The sequence below is a fragment of the Rhizobium sp. BT04 genome (assembly GCF_030053135.1).
Lineage (GTDB): Bacteria > Pseudomonadota > Alphaproteobacteria > Rhizobiales > Rhizobiaceae > Rhizobium > Rhizobium binxianense.
Map to the genome: position 1 here is coordinate 544,472 of NZ_CP125651.1, position 17,180 is coordinate 561,651.

General features: G+C 62.8%; 18 protein-coding genes and 2 pseudogenes. 14 read left to right on the forward strand and 6 right to left on the reverse strand.

The annotated features are described in order from the left end of the window. Nucleotides 1-39 precede the first annotated feature (39 nt). Nucleotides 40-507, reverse strand: coding sequence for an SgcJ/EcaC family oxidoreductase (locus tag QMO82_RS07765; protein WP_183609704.1), 468 nt, complete (start codon nucleotides 505-507; stop codon nucleotides 40-42). Here QMO82_RS07765 and QMO82_RS33790 point away from each other — a divergent pair. The 3 genes and pseudogenes from QMO82_RS33790 to QMO82_RS07780 all read left to right on the forward strand — a co-directional run. Continuing rightward, nucleotides 500-571: pseudogene (locus QMO82_RS33790) on the forward strand (hypothetical protein); the annotation flags it as partial. The gene QMO82_RS07765 and the pseudogene QMO82_RS33790 overlap by 8 nt on opposite strands. A 184-nt stretch (nucleotides 572-755) precedes the next feature. Further along, nucleotides 756-1,382: a sensor histidine kinase KdpD gene (locus QMO82_RS07775; RefSeq protein ID WP_283196508.1), complete on the forward strand. Its 627-nt coding sequence runs from the start codon at nucleotides 756-758 to the stop codon at nucleotides 1,380-1,382. Between the two features lie 2 nt (nucleotides 1,383-1,384). After that, a pseudogene (locus tag QMO82_RS07780) lies at nucleotides 1,385-1,851 on the forward strand (response regulator). A gap of 11 nt (nucleotides 1,852-1,862) precedes the next feature. Here the strand turns inward: QMO82_RS07780 and QMO82_RS07785 are convergent. Beyond that, the gene (locus QMO82_RS07785) at nucleotides 1,863-3,008 is read right to left on the reverse strand and encodes an ROK family transcriptional regulator (RefSeq protein WP_183609703.1); all 1,146 of its coding nucleotides are present in this window, start codon (nucleotides 3,006-3,008) and stop codon (nucleotides 1,863-1,865) included. Nucleotides 3,009-3,127: 119 nt separating this feature from the next. On the opposite strand from QMO82_RS07785, the gene QMO82_RS07790 reads away from it, so the two are divergent. Genes QMO82_RS07790 through QMO82_RS07810 form a run of 5 tightly spaced genes read left to right on the forward strand, consistent with a single transcriptional unit; the run spans nucleotide 3,128 to nucleotide 7,772 of the window. After that, nucleotides 3,128-4,198: an ABC transporter ATP-binding protein gene (locus QMO82_RS07790; protein ID WP_183609702.1), complete on the forward strand. Its 1,071-nt coding sequence runs from the start codon at nucleotides 3,128-3,130 to the stop codon at nucleotides 4,196-4,198. 53 nt (nucleotides 4,199-4,251) lie between these two features. Then, complete coding sequence (locus tag QMO82_RS07795) at nucleotides 4,252-5,070, forward strand: ABC transporter permease (RefSeq protein ID WP_183609880.1); 819 nt, start codon at nucleotides 4,252-4,254, stop codon at nucleotides 5,068-5,070. After that, a complete protein-coding gene (locus tag QMO82_RS07800) occupies nucleotides 5,070-5,894 on the forward strand; it encodes an ABC transporter permease (protein WP_183609701.1) in 825 nt (274 codons plus the stop codon). Before QMO82_RS07795 ends, QMO82_RS07800 begins: the two co-directional genes overlap by 1 nt. A 32-nt stretch (nucleotides 5,895-5,926) precedes the next feature. Beyond that, nucleotides 5,927-7,018 (forward strand): ABC transporter substrate-binding protein, encoded by a 1,092-nt coding sequence (locus tag QMO82_RS07805; RefSeq protein ID WP_183609700.1) that lies wholly within the window; start codon nucleotides 5,927-5,929, stop codon nucleotides 7,016-7,018. A gap of 16 nt (nucleotides 7,019-7,034) precedes the next feature. Then, a complete protein-coding gene (locus tag QMO82_RS07810) occupies nucleotides 7,035-7,772 on the forward strand; it encodes a DUF1868 domain-containing protein (protein WP_183609699.1) in 738 nt (245 codons plus the stop codon). Nucleotides 7,773-7,838: 66 nt separating this feature from the next. Here QMO82_RS07810 and QMO82_RS07815 read toward each other — a convergent pair whose 3' ends face one another. Next, nucleotides 7,839-8,303, reverse strand: coding sequence for a nuclear transport factor 2 family protein (locus tag QMO82_RS07815; RefSeq protein ID WP_183609698.1), 465 nt, complete (start codon nucleotides 8,301-8,303; stop codon nucleotides 7,839-7,841). Nucleotides 8,304-8,439: 136 nt separating this feature from the next. Between QMO82_RS07815 and QMO82_RS07820 the strand changes: the two genes are divergently transcribed. Then, entirely contained in the window at nucleotides 8,440-8,811 is a 372-nt protein-coding gene (locus QMO82_RS07820) for a helix-turn-helix domain-containing protein (RefSeq protein WP_183609697.1), read from the forward strand. A gap of 19 nt (nucleotides 8,812-8,830) precedes the next feature. On the opposite strand, the gene QMO82_RS07825 is transcribed toward QMO82_RS07820, so the two are convergent. Beyond that, complete coding sequence (locus tag QMO82_RS07825) at nucleotides 8,831-9,799, reverse strand: zinc-dependent alcohol dehydrogenase family protein (RefSeq protein WP_183609696.1); 969 nt, start codon at nucleotides 9,797-9,799, stop codon at nucleotides 8,831-8,833. Between the two features lie 53 nt (nucleotides 9,800-9,852). Here QMO82_RS07825 and QMO82_RS07830 point away from each other — a divergent pair, with 53 nt between their 5' ends. From QMO82_RS07830 to QMO82_RS07850, 5 genes are all read left to right on the forward strand, one after another. After that, nucleotides 9,853-10,263, forward strand: coding sequence for a thioesterase family protein (locus QMO82_RS07830; protein ID WP_183609695.1), 411 nt, complete (start codon nucleotides 9,853-9,855; stop codon nucleotides 10,261-10,263). Nucleotides 10,264-10,291: 28 nt separating this feature from the next. Continuing rightward, on the forward strand, nucleotides 10,292-11,815 hold the full coding sequence (locus QMO82_RS07835; RefSeq protein WP_183609694.1) for a class I adenylate-forming enzyme family protein: 1,524 nt from the start codon (nucleotides 10,292-10,294) through the stop codon (nucleotides 11,813-11,815). Next, nucleotides 11,793-12,992: a thiolase family protein gene (locus QMO82_RS07840; RefSeq protein ID WP_183609693.1), complete on the forward strand. Its 1,200-nt coding sequence runs from the start codon at nucleotides 11,793-11,795 to the stop codon at nucleotides 12,990-12,992. The genes QMO82_RS07835 and QMO82_RS07840 overlap by 23 nt, the downstream gene beginning before the upstream one ends. A gap of 368 nt (nucleotides 12,993-13,360) precedes the next feature. Next, nucleotides 13,361-14,125 carry an SDR family oxidoreductase gene (locus QMO82_RS07845; RefSeq protein WP_183609692.1) on the forward strand — a complete coding sequence of 255 codons (765 nt, stop codon included), beginning with the start codon at nucleotides 13,361-13,363 and terminating at the stop codon, nucleotides 14,123-14,125. A gap of 33 nt (nucleotides 14,126-14,158) precedes the next feature. After that, the gene (locus tag QMO82_RS07850) at nucleotides 14,159-14,572 is read left to right on the forward strand and encodes a cupin domain-containing protein (protein WP_183609691.1); all 414 of its coding nucleotides are present in this window, start codon (nucleotides 14,159-14,161) and stop codon (nucleotides 14,570-14,572) included. 48 nt (nucleotides 14,573-14,620) lie between these two features. Here QMO82_RS07850 and QMO82_RS07855 read toward each other — a convergent pair whose 3' ends face one another. Together QMO82_RS07855 and QMO82_RS07860 are read right to left on the reverse strand one after the other, a co-directional pair. After that, nucleotides 14,621-15,904, reverse strand: coding sequence for a cystathionine gamma-synthase family protein (locus QMO82_RS07855; RefSeq protein ID WP_183609690.1), 1,284 nt, complete (start codon nucleotides 15,902-15,904; stop codon nucleotides 14,621-14,623). An 86-nt stretch (nucleotides 15,905-15,990) separates the two neighbouring features. Then, nucleotides 15,991-17,061 (reverse strand): YihY/virulence factor BrkB family protein, encoded by a 1,071-nt coding sequence (locus tag QMO82_RS07860; protein WP_183609689.1) that lies wholly within the window; start codon nucleotides 17,059-17,061, stop codon nucleotides 15,991-15,993. Nucleotides 17,062-17,180 lie beyond the last annotated feature (119 nt).

Genomic DNA, 17,180 nt, shown 5'->3' on the forward strand with positions numbered 1-17,180 from the left:
CGCGGGGTCTCCCTGCCGAGGCGACAGGCTGGTGTGGCCTTACTTCTCCGGCATCATCGAGGAGTGGTGCGAGGTGATCAGCCAGTTTCCGTCCTTGAACTCATAGGTGTGGGTATAGCGGGCAGGGACCTTCGACCCGTCTTTCATCGTGAAGGTGTAGGTGCGGGTGTCGACGGCCCAGTTGCAACCGGTCTTGATATCACGGCTGTCGATGTGGCCCTTGGGCTCCTTCGCCAGGAAGTGCTCGAAATAATCGATGCGTTCCGCCTGGGTCAGGCGCAGCTTGTTTGCCAGCGTCGCCAGCAGAACGGAGTCCTCGCTGTAGTTCTTGGCGACTTCCTGGGGGCTCAGCGTTGCAAGCGAGCTGTTCCAGCGGTCGAAGAGATTTGCGACTTGCTCCTCGCTCACCGGGGCGCAGGTCGCTGTTTCGGCGGCCGCAGCCGCCTGGACATGGACGAAACCGAGGACGAGGGCGGCAGCAGAGGCGGAGGGCTGGCGGCTGCGCAAGGACGGGTCGCGGTTCTGGTCGCATGTCGTCGTCACCGCCCTACACGACGAAACGGGCCGGCTGCGCGGCTTTTCCAAGATCACCCGGGACATTACCGAGCGCAAGCAATGCGAGGAGGCCCTGCTTGCCGCCCGCGAGGATGCGATCCGTGCCAGCAACGCCAAGAGCGAGTTCCTGTCGCGCATGAGCCACGAGCTGCGCGCCGCTGAATGCCGTGCTCGGTTTCGCGCAGCTTCTGGAAATGGACGTGACCTATGCCGAGTCCAGGGAGAGCGTCGCGCAGATCCTAAGGGCCGGCCGGCATCTGCTGAGCCTGATCGACGAGGTTCTCGATATGGCCAGAATCGAGGGCGGCCGCATGGATCTCACTGTCGAGCCGCAACCTGTTGCCGAAGTGAGGCCGCTCTGCGGCAAACAGCAGATCCGCATCGAGGTCGTCGCGCCGGAGGAGGCGGATCTGATGGTGCTCGCCGACCGGCGGCGCCTGCTGCAGGTGTTCCTGAACCTCCTCTCCAATGCGGTGAAATACAATCGGCCCTTGGGAAGCGTGATCGTCAGCCACCGTGCAATGAGTGACCGCATCGGCATCGAAGTCAGCGATACCGGCCCCGGCATCCCGGGCGACCGCGTCGCACGGCTGTTCATCCCGTTCGACCGGCTGGGGGCCGAGCGGATCAGCCAGAAGGGAACCGGCCTCGGGCTTGCGCTGTCGAAACATCTGATCGATGCCATGGGCGGTGCGCTCGGCTTCCGCAATCGGCCGGAAGGCGGCGCTAGTTTCCATGTCGATCTGCCGCGCGCGCCGGCGACGAGGCAGGAAGCTCAAGGGCAGGATCTCGTTATCAGGTCAGCATCGCTTTCCACGAAAATTTAGCTATGACAGATTCCACCGATATCGTGCGCCGATCGACAATCCTGATCGTCGATGACGAGCCCGCCAATGTTTCGCTGCTGGAGCGCATTCTCAGGCGCGAAGGTTTTACGGCGCTGATCAGCACCACCGAGCCGCGCGAAGCCCTGCGGCTCTTCCGCGAGCATCCCGTCGATCTCGTCCTTCTGACCTGATGATGCCCGATCTGGACGGCTTCGCTTTGCTCGAGACCTTTGCAAGGCTCATCCCGGAGAACAGCTATCTGCCGATCCTGGTACTCACTGCGGATGCGACCTTGCCGACTCGCCGGCGCGCACTTTCGCTCGGCGCGTAGGATTTTCTGACGAAGCCCTTCGATGCGATCGAGGCGGTACTGCGCATCTTCAACCTTCTCGAAACCCGCATCCTGACACTGGAACTCGCCAAACACGGACTGGCGACACCGAAATCGGAGCGCCCCCGGATTGATTGATCGCGCCGGCCTTACCTCGTACGATAGGCATTGGCCCTCGGCGAATGCTGGCCGAGCAGTTCGGCGGCAATCGGCAACAGTGAGGCTGCCTCCGCAAGCCCGGCAGGACCCAAGAGACGGGTTACGGCAAGCGTCGGCCTGGTCAGCGGCCGCCGGCCGGCCACGTCGAGGGCGCCGAGATCGATCCGCTCGCAAAGCCGCTCCAGTACCTTGCGCGGGAAGAAGCCGCCGACGACGATCGCATCGGGATTGAAAAGCTGCACCACGGTTGCCAGCGGCCTCGACAGCTTCCTGCCGCGGTCATCGATCCAGGCGAGCAGGCGGGAATCTCCCTCCTGAAACAGCGCCGAGAGGAAGTCCTCCGAGAGTCGCTCCAGGGAGCAGCCGAGATGGCGGGCGAGATCGGAAAGGTTCGGCCGGGGGCCGGTTTCGGGAATGAGCGCACCGATATTCGACGCCTGGTTATAGGCGCCGCGAAAGACAGTGCCCTTGGTAACGACTCCGCCGCCGATGCCGAAATCCAGCGAGATATAGAAGAGGCAGCGGTGATCTGTGTGCGGGCGATGCGCTTCGAAAGCCGCGGCGCAATAAGCGCCGTTATCCCAATAGACAGGAAGCCTGAAGCGGGCGCTGATCCTCTCGGCAAGCTCCGACAGGGGCAAAGCAGCCTGTGTCGGCGTCACCTCGAATAGCGTGCCGTCCTCGCCGACGAGGGCGGGAACGGCGTGCCCGACACCAAGGATAGGCGATGGCGACGTCTCGATGAGGCGGGCGATATCGTCGAGGATCGGCTCGATCAGCGCATCGACCTGCCGTGACACGCGCTCTTGGATATTGCCGCTGAGGTCGGAGCGGGTAACGGCATAAAGCCCCTGCCTGATATAGATGCCGATGCTGTGAAAGGCGTTGTCGTTCAGCGAAAGCCGGAGCGGCGGCTGGCCGCGTTCGCCGTCATCGAGCGTGGCGCGTTCCTCGCGGACCAGTTTGAAACGATCGAAATTGGCGACGGCCTTGGTCAGCATCGATTTCGACAGGCCGAGCGCTGCGGCAATCTCCGTCCGGCTTTTCCCCGGATGCAGACGGATATGGCGCAGGACGGCATATTCGATGTCGGTCAGGCTGACCGGTCGCGGCCAAGGTCCCAGATCTGCGTGCAAGCGGGCGAACTTTCCGAAAAGAGACGAGCGAATCCCAGAATAGGCCGTCGTCATATTCATGTCATGCACTTAATATAAATGCACGCCGTGAACTTAAACAGGTCGATCGGGAGAGAACATTGGCGAGCTTGTCCATCCAGGGAGTGAGCAAGACCTTCGCGAACGGGCATAGGGTTCTTGATGACATCACGATCGACGTTGCATCGGGGGAGTTCCTGACGTTGCTCGGGCCGTCGGGATGCGGCAAGACCACGCTTTTGAAGGCGATCGCCGGATTCCATCCGCTCACGTCAGGCCGCTTCCTGATCGACGGCAAAGACGTCACCGCGCTGCCGCCGGAGAGCCGCAACACGGCAATGTGTTTCCAGTCCTATGCACTCTTCCCACACATGACCGTGGCCGAAAACATCCTATTCGGTCCCCGGCAGAGCGGCGCGGGCAAGGCCGAATGCCATGCGAGGCTCGACGCCGCCCTGCAACAGGTGGACCTTGTCGCGCATGCCACGAAGCTGCCGTCTGCCCTCTCAGGCGGGCAACAGCAGCGCGTGGCGCTTGCCCGCGCCATGGCGATGCGGCCTGGTGTGATCCTGTTCGACGAACCGCTTTCCAATCTCGACGCCAAGCTACGCGAGCAGGTGCGCTTCGAAATCCGCGCGCTTCAGGCAAAACACGGCTTCACCGCGATCTACGTCACCCATGACCAAGCCGAGGCGCTCGCCATGTCCGACAGGATCGTCGTGCTGAATGGCGGCCGTATCGAGCAGATCGATACGCCGGCTGCGATCTACGACCGCCCAGCCAGCCGTTTCGTCGCCGATTTCATCGGCGCCGCCAATATCCTCAAGGCCGATATTCTGGGCTTGGAAGCTGAAACGACCTGGCGTGTGCGCACCGATCTCGGGGAATTCGACATCCGCTCGGAGAGCGACCCCAAGGCGTCGAACCATTTCGTCTGCTGGCGGCCGGAAGCGGCCGAGATCGTCTTGGAGGCGCAAACGCCCCAATCCAATACATTCCAGGCCGTCGTAACGGCCCAGGCCTTCCAGGGCAATGTCACCGACGTGCTTGTCAGAAGCGGCAAAAGCGATGCCGCCTATCGCATCCAGACGCGCCGGCCGCTGACCGTCGGAGCCTCCGTCATGGTGCGCGTCGATCCCGCAAGCTTCTGTTTCCTGGAGGCGACGCATTGACATCCGCTGCCGCCACCAATTGGAAACAGGCAATCTTCATCGGCCTGCTGCTGATGACAGGGATCGGCCCGATCGTGCTTCTGGTCGGAACCGTGCTGGGCATGGCCGTCGCCCAGTCCTTCGGCTATTTCAACTTCGCCGGCGCAAGCGGCTTTTCCCTGGAGTTCTGGGCAAAACAGCTCCCCAGCCCGCTGCTCAGGGCCTCGCTCCTCTATTCCCTGAAGATCGCCTTCGTCTCAGCGATCGTCTCGGTGGCGCTCGCCTATCCCATCGCGCTCTGGCTGCGCAATCCCTTTCCGGGTTCGATAACGCTCGGCGCGCTGATCAAGGCGCCGATGATGGTGCCGGGCCTGGTCGCCGCCTTTCTCTTCGTCAACCTCATCGCCTTCCACGGCTTTCTGAACGAGGTGCTGCTCGGCCTCGGCCTGATCTCAAAGCCCTTCCGGATGCAGAACGACCGCTATGGCGCCGGCGTCATGCTGCTCCAGGTCTGGAAGAACATGCCTTTCGCCCTGCTGCTGCTCGGCGGCGCGGTCCGGTCGATCCACACCGATCTGCTCGACGCGGCCCGCGATCTCGGCGCCGGCGCCTGGGCACGCTTCCGCAAGATCATCCTGCCGCTCACCCTGAAGGCCATGCAGGCCGCCCTGGTGATCATCTTCATCGGTGCCGCCGGCGACTATTCCTTCCAGGCGATCGCCGGTCCGACGAGCGTCAGCTCTCTCGCCCTGTACATGTACACCGTGCAGCATGAATTCGGCCAATGGAACGAGGCGGCCGTCGTCGCGATCGTCCTGATGGCCACAGCCCTGCTCGGGTCGTTGATCCTGGCTGCGGCAGCCCATATCCTCTTTGGCGGCAGGAGAGCGTGATGTCGGGAAAATCCTGGAATCGCCTGCTCGCCATCGGCCTCGGCCTCGTGCTGATCGTCTGGCTCGTCGTTCCCTTCGCCATGGCGGTGCTCTGGTCGCTGGTTGATCCCGACAAGGCCTGGAGTTATCCCGACCTCCTGCCGCAGAAACTCTCCTTCCGCCGCTGGACCGAGATGTGGGAGACGACCAATCTCGCGGTCGCCATCGCCAACAGCTATACGCTGGCGCCGATCGTGGCATGCGCCACGCTGATGCTGGCCGCGCCCACGGCCTATGCCTTCGGACGCCTCGAATTCAGAGGCAAGTCGGTAGCGCAATTCACAGCGCTCCTGCCGCTCGTGCTGCCGGGCTTTGTCATCGCGCTGTTCTTCAGCGCGCTTTTGAATCGGATCGGCATCTACAACAAATTTCTCGGCATCGTGATCGGCCACACCGTGCTGTTCCTGCCCTATGCGATCCGCATTCTCTCCGTCTCCTATTCGCTGGTCCGCCAGGACCTGATCGACGCGGCGCGCGATCTCGGCGCCAGCCGCTGGGCACGCTTCTCCGCCGCCTATCTGCCGGTGCTCAAACCCGGGATCCTGGCGGCGCTGGTCATCGTCTTCATTCAGAGCATCGAGGAATTCGCCCTCTCCTTCGTGCTCGGCTCGCCTGACTTCACCACCGTTCCGACGATCCTCTATTCCTATCTGGGCTATAATTTCATCCGGCCGAACGCGGCAGTCGTGTCGCTGATCCTGGTCGTCCCCAACATCATCCTGATGCTTCTCTTCGAACGGCTGCTGAAGAGCAACGGCGCCGTTGCGCTTGGCGGCAAGGGATGACGTCCATCCAATCCAACCATCGGAGCAATCGCATGTCACAACGCCTGATCCCGCTGCTGATCGCAGCGGCAGCCTTCGCCACGCCCGCCGCGGCAGCCGACGACCTTCTGAAGAGGCCGTGGGATGATATCGTTGCCCAGGCCAAGCAGGAAGGCGAGGTCGTCTGGTACAACTGGTTCCTCCAGCCCCGCTTCCGCGAACTGAGCAAGGGCTTCGAAGAGAAATACGGGATCAAGGTGACCATTCCCGATGGTACCTCCGACGGAAACCAGAACAAATTCCTTGCCGAACGCGACCGCGCCGAAGGCGATATCGACGTGATGTCGCTCGGCGGCGATCAGTTGCCGAAGTTCGACGTCACCGCCTATTTCCTTGGCCCACTCGATATCTTGCCCGGCTATTCCAAGCTGCGCACCCAGATCAATGGCGGTGACGGCAAGGGCTATGCAGTCGCCTTCTGGGGCAACCAGACGGGTCTCGCCTATGACCCGGCGCAAGTCGACGAGGCAAAGCTGCCGCAGACCTTCGATGATCTCACCAAGTGGATCAAGGAGAACCCGCAGGCTTTCGCCTTCAACGATACCCGCGGCGGCGGCGCCGGCAAGGCCTTCCTGCAAACCGTGGTCCGCTCGACCGTCAAGCCGGAAGATATCGCCGCAGGCAACTTTCAGGCCGCCTGGGACTGGTTTGCCGCCAACAAGCCGAATTACGGCTTCGCCTCGTCCAACGCCGATAGCCTGACCCGCCTGAATGGCGGCGAGTTCCAGATCGTCTCGGCCTGGGAAGACCATCTCGCCGGCCTGCAGCAGAAGGGCGAGATCGACAAGCGGATGAAGTTCTACATCCCAACATTCGGCATGCCCGGCGGCGGCAATGTCGTCGGTATCGCTGCCAATGCCAAGCACAAGGCCGCTTCGCTTCTCTTTGTCGACTGGCTGACCTCGGCCGAAACCCAGACGCTGCTCGCCAAAGAGATGGGTTCGGCGCCCGTCAACAGCGACGCGGTGAAAATGGCAGACGGCGTGCCGGCCGAGCAGCGCGCCTATGCGGTCGACTGGTTCCCGGTCAAGCAGTCCGACGCCATCACGGCGCAGTTCCTCGAAAAAGTCGTCATGGGTCAGTAAGGAACCAGACGATATCATGCAGCAATCTCAAGATCATAAGGAGCGTCAGCCATCGGCTGGCGCTCAAGGCGCCTTTCCCACCGGCGTCCATACGAAGTTCAATGTCGACGGCAGCGTCCGGCCCTTTCCCGGCAATACGATCATCTGCCACCTCGCTGCGACCAGCCGGCTCTATGCCGCCCTTTCGAGCCTTTACGGCGCGCTGGAGCAAAGCGATCTATCAGAACTCTATTCGCTGCTGCCGCCGTCGAGCTGGCATATGACGGTGTTCGAAGGCGTCTGCGACCAGGTCCGGCGGCCGGGCTTCTGGCCTGCCGATCTCGGCCTCGATGCGCCCTTGGCCGAATGCGATGGGCTCTTCGCGGACAAGCTTTCCGCCTTCGATCGCTCCTGCGATCCGCCCTACCGCCTGCGCATTGCCGGCTGGCAACCGCTCGTCAACGGCATCGCCCTCAGGCTCGCGCCGACAACGAGCGGAGAGGAAACGCGTCTCAGACACCTGCGCGACCGGCTGTCGGACCTGCTCCAGCTCCGTCATCCCGGGCATGAGGACTACGTGTTCCACCTCAGCATCGCCTATCTGATCCGCTATCCCAATGAGGAGCAGCAGGCCGCGCTTTCGGCGCTGCTGTTTAAACTCCTCTCCGGTCTGCCGGCGGAGTTCGAACTCGGCGCACCGGAATTCTGCCGGTTCGACGACATGTTCGCCTTCCGTCGCCAGTTCTTCCTACAGAGCCCGGCAAGAGGCGGCTGAACCCAGGCGCGCAATGCCGAGACAATGGGCCGACAATGGGGCCGGCCGGGAGCCGGCCCACTGCATTTAAAACATCGTGTTCTTGTTGGCAGCCTCGTTCGGAACCGCCTGGATCACGTCCCAGTGCTCGACGATCTTGCCGTCCTTGACGCGGAAGATATCGACGATCGCCTGGCCGCGGTCATCAGCACTGTTCGTCGCGTGCACATGCAGCCAGACGAGGTCACCATCGGCGGCGCTGCGGACGATCTCCGCCTTCGATTGGGCATTGCCCTTGAAGAAGCCGGAGAAGAAGGAAATCAAAGGCTTCTTGCCGTCGGGAACCTGCGGATTGTGCTGCCGGTAGTCGTCGGCGACGACGGACGCGGCCTCCAGATCGTGCTTGTTGAAGAAGCGGTCGTAGAACTCCACCACCAGCTTCCGGTTGGCTTCCTCGACCTTCAAATCCCGCGAGGCCGATTCAGCAAAAGCGCCCGAAGGCGCGGCGATGCCCGCCAGAATGGCGAGTGCGAAAAGCGATTGAAATCTCATGCATCAAACTCCTTGGTATGGATCAGCGATCTAGTCTAAAAAAGAGACTATCAATCAGGTCTATGAAACCTGGACATGCCGAGCAAGAAGGCATGTTTTGGTGGCAAGGTCAGCCTGCGATGACCAGGGAGAAGGCATGCCTGCAAAAACGGACGAGCCGAAACAGCAGCCTGGGGTGGGATGCCCGGTCAGAGGCGTGCTCGATCGCATCGGCGATCAATGGAGCCTGCTCACCCTCGAGGCGCTGGAAGACGAGAAGAAGCGCTTCAACCAGTTGCTGCGGGAGATCGGCGACATCTCGAAACAGATGCTCTCCAAGACGCTGCGGCATCTGGAGCAGGACGGCTTCATCAGGCGCACCGTCTATCCCGAGGTTCCGCCGCGCGTGGAATATGAACTGACGGAGCTGGGGCGATCATTCCTCATCCCGATGAAAGCCCTGGTCGGATGGGCCGAGCAGAACCATGCGGCGATCAACAGCGCGCGTCGGCGATACGAAACCGCTTAGCGTGGAGTTTAAGAGAGCGTCAGGCGATCAGCACCTTGCCGCCCGTCCGGAACGGAAGGGCGGATTGCAGCGCCTGGCCGATCCTTTCCAGAGGAAACACCTCCCGCACCTCGGTCGCGATGACCTTCGAAGCGATCTGCGCAGCAATCTCCGAATAGGCGCGCTGGACCTCGCTCATCGCTTCGGCATGGACCCATTCCCGGAGATGACAATAGGAAAAGGCGATATCGGGATGGGAGGCCCAGAAGGAAGCCGGAATGCTCTGGCCCGAAAGCAGTCCGTAATGCACGAAATGCCCGCCGGGTTTCAGCGCATCGGCGAGGATGGAGGCGCGTGCGCCGCCGACGCAATCGAGCACTGCGTCGAGCCCGTGTCGGCCGGCAAGCCCTGCGGCCAGATCACCGTCTGCCCTGTCGATAATAACAGCCTCGAGCCGGCCGCGCAGGCGCTCAAGCGATTGCTCGCTGCGGATGAGCGCCACCGGCTCCACACCGGCGGCATTGGCGAGCCCGATCAGGATCGCCCCGATCGAGGAGGCGGCGGCATTGATGGCGATGCGCATGCCCGGCCTCAGCCCGATCTTCTTGTGCAGCATCAGCCAGGCCGTCATCGGGTTGACATAGCTCGTCACCGCTTCGAAGTCGGAGAGCGCGTCCGGAACACGAAGGCACCAGCCGGGATCGGTGTCCTTGAATTCCTGCCATCCGCCGGCGCTGCGCACCGGCAGCACACGAGTGCCCGGCGCAAGCCCGTAGACCTCTTCACCGCACGCTTCGACCACGCCGAAGGCTTCGAACCCGGGAATGAAGGGCAGGGCCGTGCGTCCGGCATAGGCGCCCGATATGGTGATGATATCGGAGGGATTGATCGACCGCGCCAACAACCGCACCCGGACCTGGTCGCGCGCGAGCATCGGCAGTTCGGCCCGCTCGATCCCGACGACCTCCTCGGCCGGGCCGAAATTTCGCACGACCGCCTGATATTGCATTGCATCCCCCTGACAACAGCGGTTAGAACACGCCTTCGAATTTTGGTGATCGAATGAGCGTTGACGACAGGCCTTTAGCATCGTTCCGGGTCTCGATGCGAGACATCGACATCTATGGTCATGTCCATAACTCGGTTTACCTCGACTATTGCGAGGATGCGGTCGTCGAATTCCTGCGGCACCGGCAAATCCTCGGCCATTTCCGCCACACCACCTCGGGTGTGGCCTATCACGTGAAGAAGGCGGAGATCACTTTTCACAACCCCATCGACGTCGACGATGTCGTCGAAGCGAAGGTCAATGTCGAGAAAATCGGGCGTACGAGCCTGTCCTTTACGATCGAACTCTTTCGACGGCGCGATGGCGCCCATTGCGCATCGGCGGGGCTCGTCTGGGTCTGCGTCGGCCTTTCCGACAGCCGCCCCACGCCGATCCCCGACGCCACCAGAGCCGCTTTAGGCTGACGGCCGATCTTCAAACCAGCGGGTGTCCATGCCGATCCATGCGCAGCTTCTTCGACATGCAACGCACAGGCCGGACAAACCGGCCCTGGTGATCGACGGCCGCTCCCTGAGCTATCGCGAACTCGCTTCGCGCGCCACCGCGATTGACCGCTTTCTCCGGGAACTGCCGCGCTCGACCCGCCGCACGCTCGATCTGCCCGGCGTGGAGAAACTTACCGCCCTCAGCCTCGGCAACCACATCGGCTTCGCCGAATATTTCGTCGCCGCCACCGCCTTGCCGAACGCCTGCGCGGTGATCGACCCGATGATGCCGGCAGAAAGGATCGAACGCATTCTCGAGCGGCTGGCGCCTGACGTGCTTGTCGTCGAAGACGATGCGGGCTCAAGCGCCGAAATCGGCCGCCGGCTCGGCATATCGGTCGTCACCGCCGGAGCGGAGCCCTTCGATCTCGCCGAGACGGAAGGCGATCTGGCAGATGATGCCGAGGGCATTTTCCTGATCGGCTTCACCTCGGGCACAACAGCCGAGCCGAAGGCCTATTACCGCTCGCGCGAGCAATGGCGCCGCAGCCTCGATCGCGGACGCGTGGTTTTCGAACTTGAAGACGCCCCGTCGACCCTATGCCCCGGAGCCCTGGCGCATGGGCTGGCGCTTTACGCCATGGTCGAAGCCCTGGATGCCGGGGCCACCTTCCATTCGATCCGGAAATGGGATGCCGCTGCCGTCGCGCACATTCTCTCTTCCGGACGAGTCGAACGGCTGGTTGCCGTTCCCACCCATATAGCGGGCATTGCCCGGGCCTGGGCCGCCGAACCCGCTTTGACCGCCCTGCGCGATGTCCTGACCGCCGGCGCCAAGCTCGAGGTCAACGGGGTCGAATCCATGCGGCGGCTTTTTCCGAGGGCGCGCATCCGGGAATATTACGGCGCATCCGAGATCGGTTTCATGACCGTCTCGACCCTCGTCGGCGGCGAGATCGATTTTCCGATCGACCGGGTCGGGCAGGCCTATCCCGGCGTGGAGATTTCCATTCGCGATCCTGATGAAAACGATGTCGGCACCGATGTGCCGGGCACGATCTTCGTCAGCAGCGACCTGATCGCCGACGGCTATCTCTGGGGCGACGACGGCCAGGCGTTCCGGGTCACCCAGGCCGGAGCCACGGTCGGGGATCTCGGCGAACTCGATGAAAACGGCATGCTGCGGGTGATCGGCAGGGCGGGCGGCATGATGATATCAGGCGGCAACAACGTCTATCCCGCCGAAGTCGAGAGCGCGCTCAAAGCCTGCTCGGGCGTCGAGGATGCCGTCGTCTTCGGGCTGCCGGATGCCTATTACGGCCAACGGATCGTCGCCGTCGTCTCGGGCGAGGCGACAGACGCGAAAATGCTGGCCGACCATTGCGCGCTGGTGCTCGCCAGGTTCAAGATCCCCAGGCAGTTCTACCATATCGCCTCCTGGCCGATGACAAGCAGCGGCAAGATTTCCAGGGGGCAGGTGGAAGCTGCGGTCATTTCGGGAGTCGGTCTTGTCCTACGCCTATCAGCCTGACGAGGATTGGCAGCCGGTCGTGGTTGCCGCTTACCGTACCCCGATCGGCCGGGCCTTCGGATCGCTTTCGACGGTCGCAGCCGAAGACCTGCTTGCACCGATCATCCGCCGGATCGTTGCTGAAGCAGGCATTGCGCCAGAGGCGATAGACGACGTGCTGGTCGGCAATGCCGCCGGCGGCGGCGGCAATATCGGCCGGCTAGCAGCACTTACCGCCGGCCTGCCGATGGCGGTCCCCGGTGTGATGATCGATCGGCAATGCGGGTCGGGCCTGGAAGCGATCATCCTCGCCGCACGACTGATCCAGGCGAAAGCCGGTTCGTGCTTTCTTGCCGGCGGCGTCGAAAGCGTCAGCACCGCGCCATGGCGCGTCGAACGGCCGAAAGCCAATGGGGCCTTGCCGCGCTTTTACGGCCGCGCCCGCTTTTCCCCGGAAACGGTGGGCGACCCTGATATGGGCATTGCCGCCGAAAACGTCGCCCGGCAATTCGCCATATCGCGCCAGAGACAGGATGAATTCGCGCTGCGCAGCCACAGGCTCGCCGTCGCGGCGGCCGAGGCGGGCATCCTTCAGCCCGAGATCGTCGAAATCTCCACTGCCCACGGGCTGGTCGACCGCGACGAATGTCCGCGCCCATCCACATCGATCGAGGCGCTCGCAAACCTCCGGCCGGCATTTCTCCCCGACGGCTCGGTGACGGCGGGCAATGCCTGCCCGCTGAATGACGGCGCCTGCCTGGTGCTCGTCATGAGCCGCGGCATGGCGAGAAGCCTCGGCATCGACAAGGGCCTCGCCTTCATCGACAGTGCTGCGGCCGGCGTCGATCCCAACCTGCTCGGCATCGGCCCGGTCGCTTCGACCCAAAAGCTCATGCAGCGCCAGCCCGGGCTCTCGCTCTCCGATATCGATGCCATCGAATTCAACGAGGCTTTCGCCGCCCAGGTGCTGGCATCGCTGGATCAACTCGACATCCCTGCCGACACGGTGAACAGGGAGGGCGGAGCCCTGGCGCTCGGGCATCCGTTCGGGGCCTCCGGTGCGATTCTCGTTAGCCGGCTATACAGTCAGTTGGTCCGCGGGGATAGCTGGCCGCCCGCCGCCACCGGCCTCGCCACGATCGGCATCGGCGGCGGCATCGGCCTGACGGCGCTGTTTGAGGCTGTCAAGCTCTCCTGAAGAGACGACCGTATTGAGAGTGAGAGGAACCGAGATCGGCGCGCCATATGCTCTCATCCCCTCGGGGAGAAGAGACACGCCGCTCCCTCTCCGCTCCTCTCAACGCCGGATAACGCAGATCTCCTCCATTTCCGCACCATGGCTCGATCGCAGGGCGAGCCGCCCTACACCTTCGCATAGGGCGACAGCGACTGAGGGAGAATGGTTCAAAGCCGCGATCAAGCGCATTCTCATGCCGATCGGTTCCGGCCGATGAAGCCGCTTGGCTCCGTCACGGTTTCGGCACTCCGAGCAGTTCCTGCTCGCCTTCATATCAGCAAAGGCACGTCAACAGAGGACATTCCTCGCGAAAGACAAGGAGACTACCCATGAAGATCGTCATTATCGGTGGTACCGGCCTCATCGGCTCGAAGACCGTGGAAAGATTGCGCACTAAGGGCCACGACGTCTTGGCGGCTTCGCCAAATTCGGGCGTCGATACGATCACCGGCAAGGGGCTTGCCGAAGCGCTGGCAGGCGCTGAGGTGGTGCTCGACCTCGCCAACTCCCCTTCCTTCGAGGACAAGGCGGTTCTCGAATTCTTCCAGACCTCGGGCCGCAACCTGCTCAAGGCTGCGGCCGACGCCGGCGTGAAACATCACATCGCGCTCTCGATCGTCGGCATGGAGCGCCTTCAGGGCAGCGGCTACATGCGCGCCAAGATGGCCCAGGAACAGTTGATCAAGAGTTCCGGTATCCCCTACACCATCGTGCACTCCACCCAGTTTCACGAATTCATGGCAGGCATCGCCCAGTCGGGCACATCAGGCCAGATGGTGCATTTGTCGCCGGCCTATGTGCAGCCGATCGCCTCCGACGATGTCGCCGACGTCATGGCCGAGGTGGCGCTAGCGGCACCCGTTAACGGCACGATCGAAATCGGCGGGCCGGAGAAAGTCCGCCTTACCGAAATCGTGACGCGCCTCTTCAAGGCGACGAACGATCCGCGCCAGGTCGTGGCCGATCCGCATGCCCGCTATTTCGGCGTCGAGCTCGAGGACAACTCGCTCGTCACCGGAGCCAAGGCGAGGCTCGGCCGGATCCGCTTCGACGACTGGCTGAGCCGGCAGCCGCCGCAGAAAAAGAGCGCCTGACGATCCATTTCCCATCAACTGAGGAGACCAGACATGCTCAGAAAAATGATCTCAGCGGCCACACTCGCCATTGTCCTTGCCGCCGGCACCCAGGCTCATGCCGCCGGCGGCGACGCGAAGGTTCGCATCGTTTTCGACCAGAAGCTTCCCAACGTTCCCGGCAAGAGCATGCGGGCGGTGCTCGTCGAATATGGGCCGGGCGGCTCGTCGCCCGGCCATACGCACCCGGCCTCGGCCTTCATCTATGCCACCGTTCTCGAAGGGGCGATCACCAGCAAGGTGAATGATGGGCCGGAGAAGGTTTATAAGGCAGGCGAAAGCTTTCCTGAATTTCCGGGCGATCATCATGCCGTCAGCAAGAACGCCAGCAAGACAAAGCCGGCGCGCCTGCTTGCGGTCTTTGTGCTGAACACCGACGAAAAAGAACTGACGACCGACGACAAGTGACCTCACACTCGATGCCCGGCGCCGCCGGGCATCGCTTCCTCCACCGCCTCAGGCCGCCTGCAATGCGATCTCCAGGTCGGCGATCAGATCATCCGGATGCTCGATGCCGATCGACAGCCGGATGGTCGATTCCAGAACGCCGATCCGCTCCCTGATATCAGCGGGCACGCCGGAATGGGTCATCGTGGCCGGGTGGCTTGCGAGCGACTCCGTCCCCCCGAGGCTGACGGCGAGCTTGAAGACCTGGAGCGCGTTCAGGAATTTGAAGGAAGCCGGCTGGCCGCCGCGGATATCGAAGGAGAAGGTCGAGCCGGCGCCGGTGCATTGCGCGGTGAAGGTGCGCCCCAGCGGCGAATCCGGATCGTGGTAGGAGAGATAGTGAACCTTCTCGACCTTCGGGTGCTCGCGCAGGAAATCGGCAACGGCGCGTGCATTGTTGTTGGCCCGCTCCATGCGCAGCTGCAGCGTTTCCAGCGAGCGGCCGAGCATCCAGCAGGAATGCGGATCGAGCTGCGTGCCGATCGCGCCGCGCAGCGCCTTGACCTGCTTGACGACCGCCTTGCGGCCGAGAACCGCGCCGGCGATCAGATCGGAATGGCCGCCGACATATTTGGTCAGCGAATAGAGCGAGATATCGGCGCCGTGCTCGATCGGTCGCTGGAAGACCGGTCCGAGCAGGGTGTTGTCGCAGACGACGATCGGCGTATGCCCCTGCCTTGCGCCGATCGCATCGGCCACGCGCCGGATCATCGCGACATCGACCAGGCTGTTGGTCGGGTTGGCGGGCGTCTCGATCAGGATGACGGAGACCCGGCCTTTGGCGACGGCCTCATCTGCTGCCTTCTGCACCGAGCCCTCGCTGACGCCGTCGGCAAAGCCGATGGCGGCGACGCCGAGATTCAGGAAGGTCTTGGCCAACAATGTCTCCGTCCCCCCGTAAAGCGGCTGCGAATGCAGGACCGCATCGCCCGGCCGGACGAAGGCGAGCAGCGTGGTGGCGATCGCCGCCATCCCTGAGGAAAACAGCACGCCGCTTTCCGTCCGCTCATAGACGGCGAGCCGATCCTCGACGATCTCGCTATTCGGATGATTGAAACGCGAATAGACGAGGCCCGCGCCCTTGCCCGCCGGCGGCTCGCGGCGGCCTGAGACGTAATCGAAGAAGTCACGGCCATCCTCGGCGGAGTTGAAGACGAAAGTCGAGGTGAGGAATACCGGCGGCTTGACCGCCCCTTCCGAGAGTTCGGGATCGTAGCCGTAATTCAGCATCTGCGTTTCGGGATGCAGTGCATGATTGCCGATATGGGTTTTGGAAGGATGCGGGGCCGTCATGATCGTCTCCTCTGTCGGGATTGCCCAGGGATAAACTACATCAAAACTGCACTGGAGGAGCAATGATCGATGCCGCTCCTTAACGGTTAGCCCACGGTCTCGCCCAAAGTGTCCGCAACATAGGCGCCACGCGCGCCCATCGGCAGTGGGGGTCCCGTCGTTGTGTCCTTCGCGGTCTGATGTTCCAGTTCGGCGTTGAGTTCTGCGCCGATGACGAGAATGACGACGGAAAGCCAGATCCAGACGAGGAAACCGATCAGCGCCCCGAGCGTGCCGTAGGTCGCATTGTAATTGGCGAAATGATCGAGGTAGAAGGAAAAGCCGAGGGACATGGCGGCCCATGCGACCGTCGTCAGAACCGCGCCCCAGGTCATCCAGCGAAGCTTGGCAGGCTGCCGACTGGGACCGAAGCGATAGATCGACGTCACCGCCACCGCAACGACGAGCAGAAGCAGCGGCCACCGCAGGAGAAGTGCCATGTGCTCCTTGAATTGATCGAGCCAGAGATAGGAAAGCACGACCGGCATCACCCCGATGAGCACGACCATGACAATCGTCAACAGCATGGCACACAGCGTGAAACACAGAGCGATCAGGTTCAGCCGGACCAATCCCCGCTTCTCGGTCTCCTCATAGGCGACGTTCATCACGTCGAAGATCGCCAGCGTGCCGCTATGCGTGCTCCAGAGCGCAATGCCGAGACCGACGAAGAAAGTGATGCCGAGCGCACTGTCGCGCCGATTGACGAGTTCCTTGATCTGGTCGGCCAGCAGATCGAAGGCTCCCGGCGGCATGAGCACCGCCAGTTCACGCAGGTGTTCGGATATGGTGATCGGATCGGCAACCAGCCCGTAGAGGGCGACCAAGGCCGCCATCGCCGGAAACAGCGCCAGCAGCAGATAAAAGGTCACACCCGCGGCAATCAGCGTCACCCGGTCGTCCAACACTTCACGGTAAAGGCGCCAGAACACATCGCGAAGACCCGGGAATGGTATCGCCTCGGGCACGGCGGCGTTGCGCCCGTGAGCGTCCTCCGCCCTGCCGGCCACCGCCGGCGGGCCGGCCTGCCTTGCCTGCATCAACACAAATGCCCCGACCGCTGCGGCCATCATCGCGGCCGCGATGGAGAACCTCTTGAGCGGGAGCACGTCTGCCATTACCCTATCCTCTGATTTGCTATCCTCTGATTTGCTGGGTGGATAACGCGGGGTGTCGCAAAAGGATGCAAGCCGTTGCTTTCTCGCACGGTTTGGGTTCGGGGGAGGGCGATTGGAGC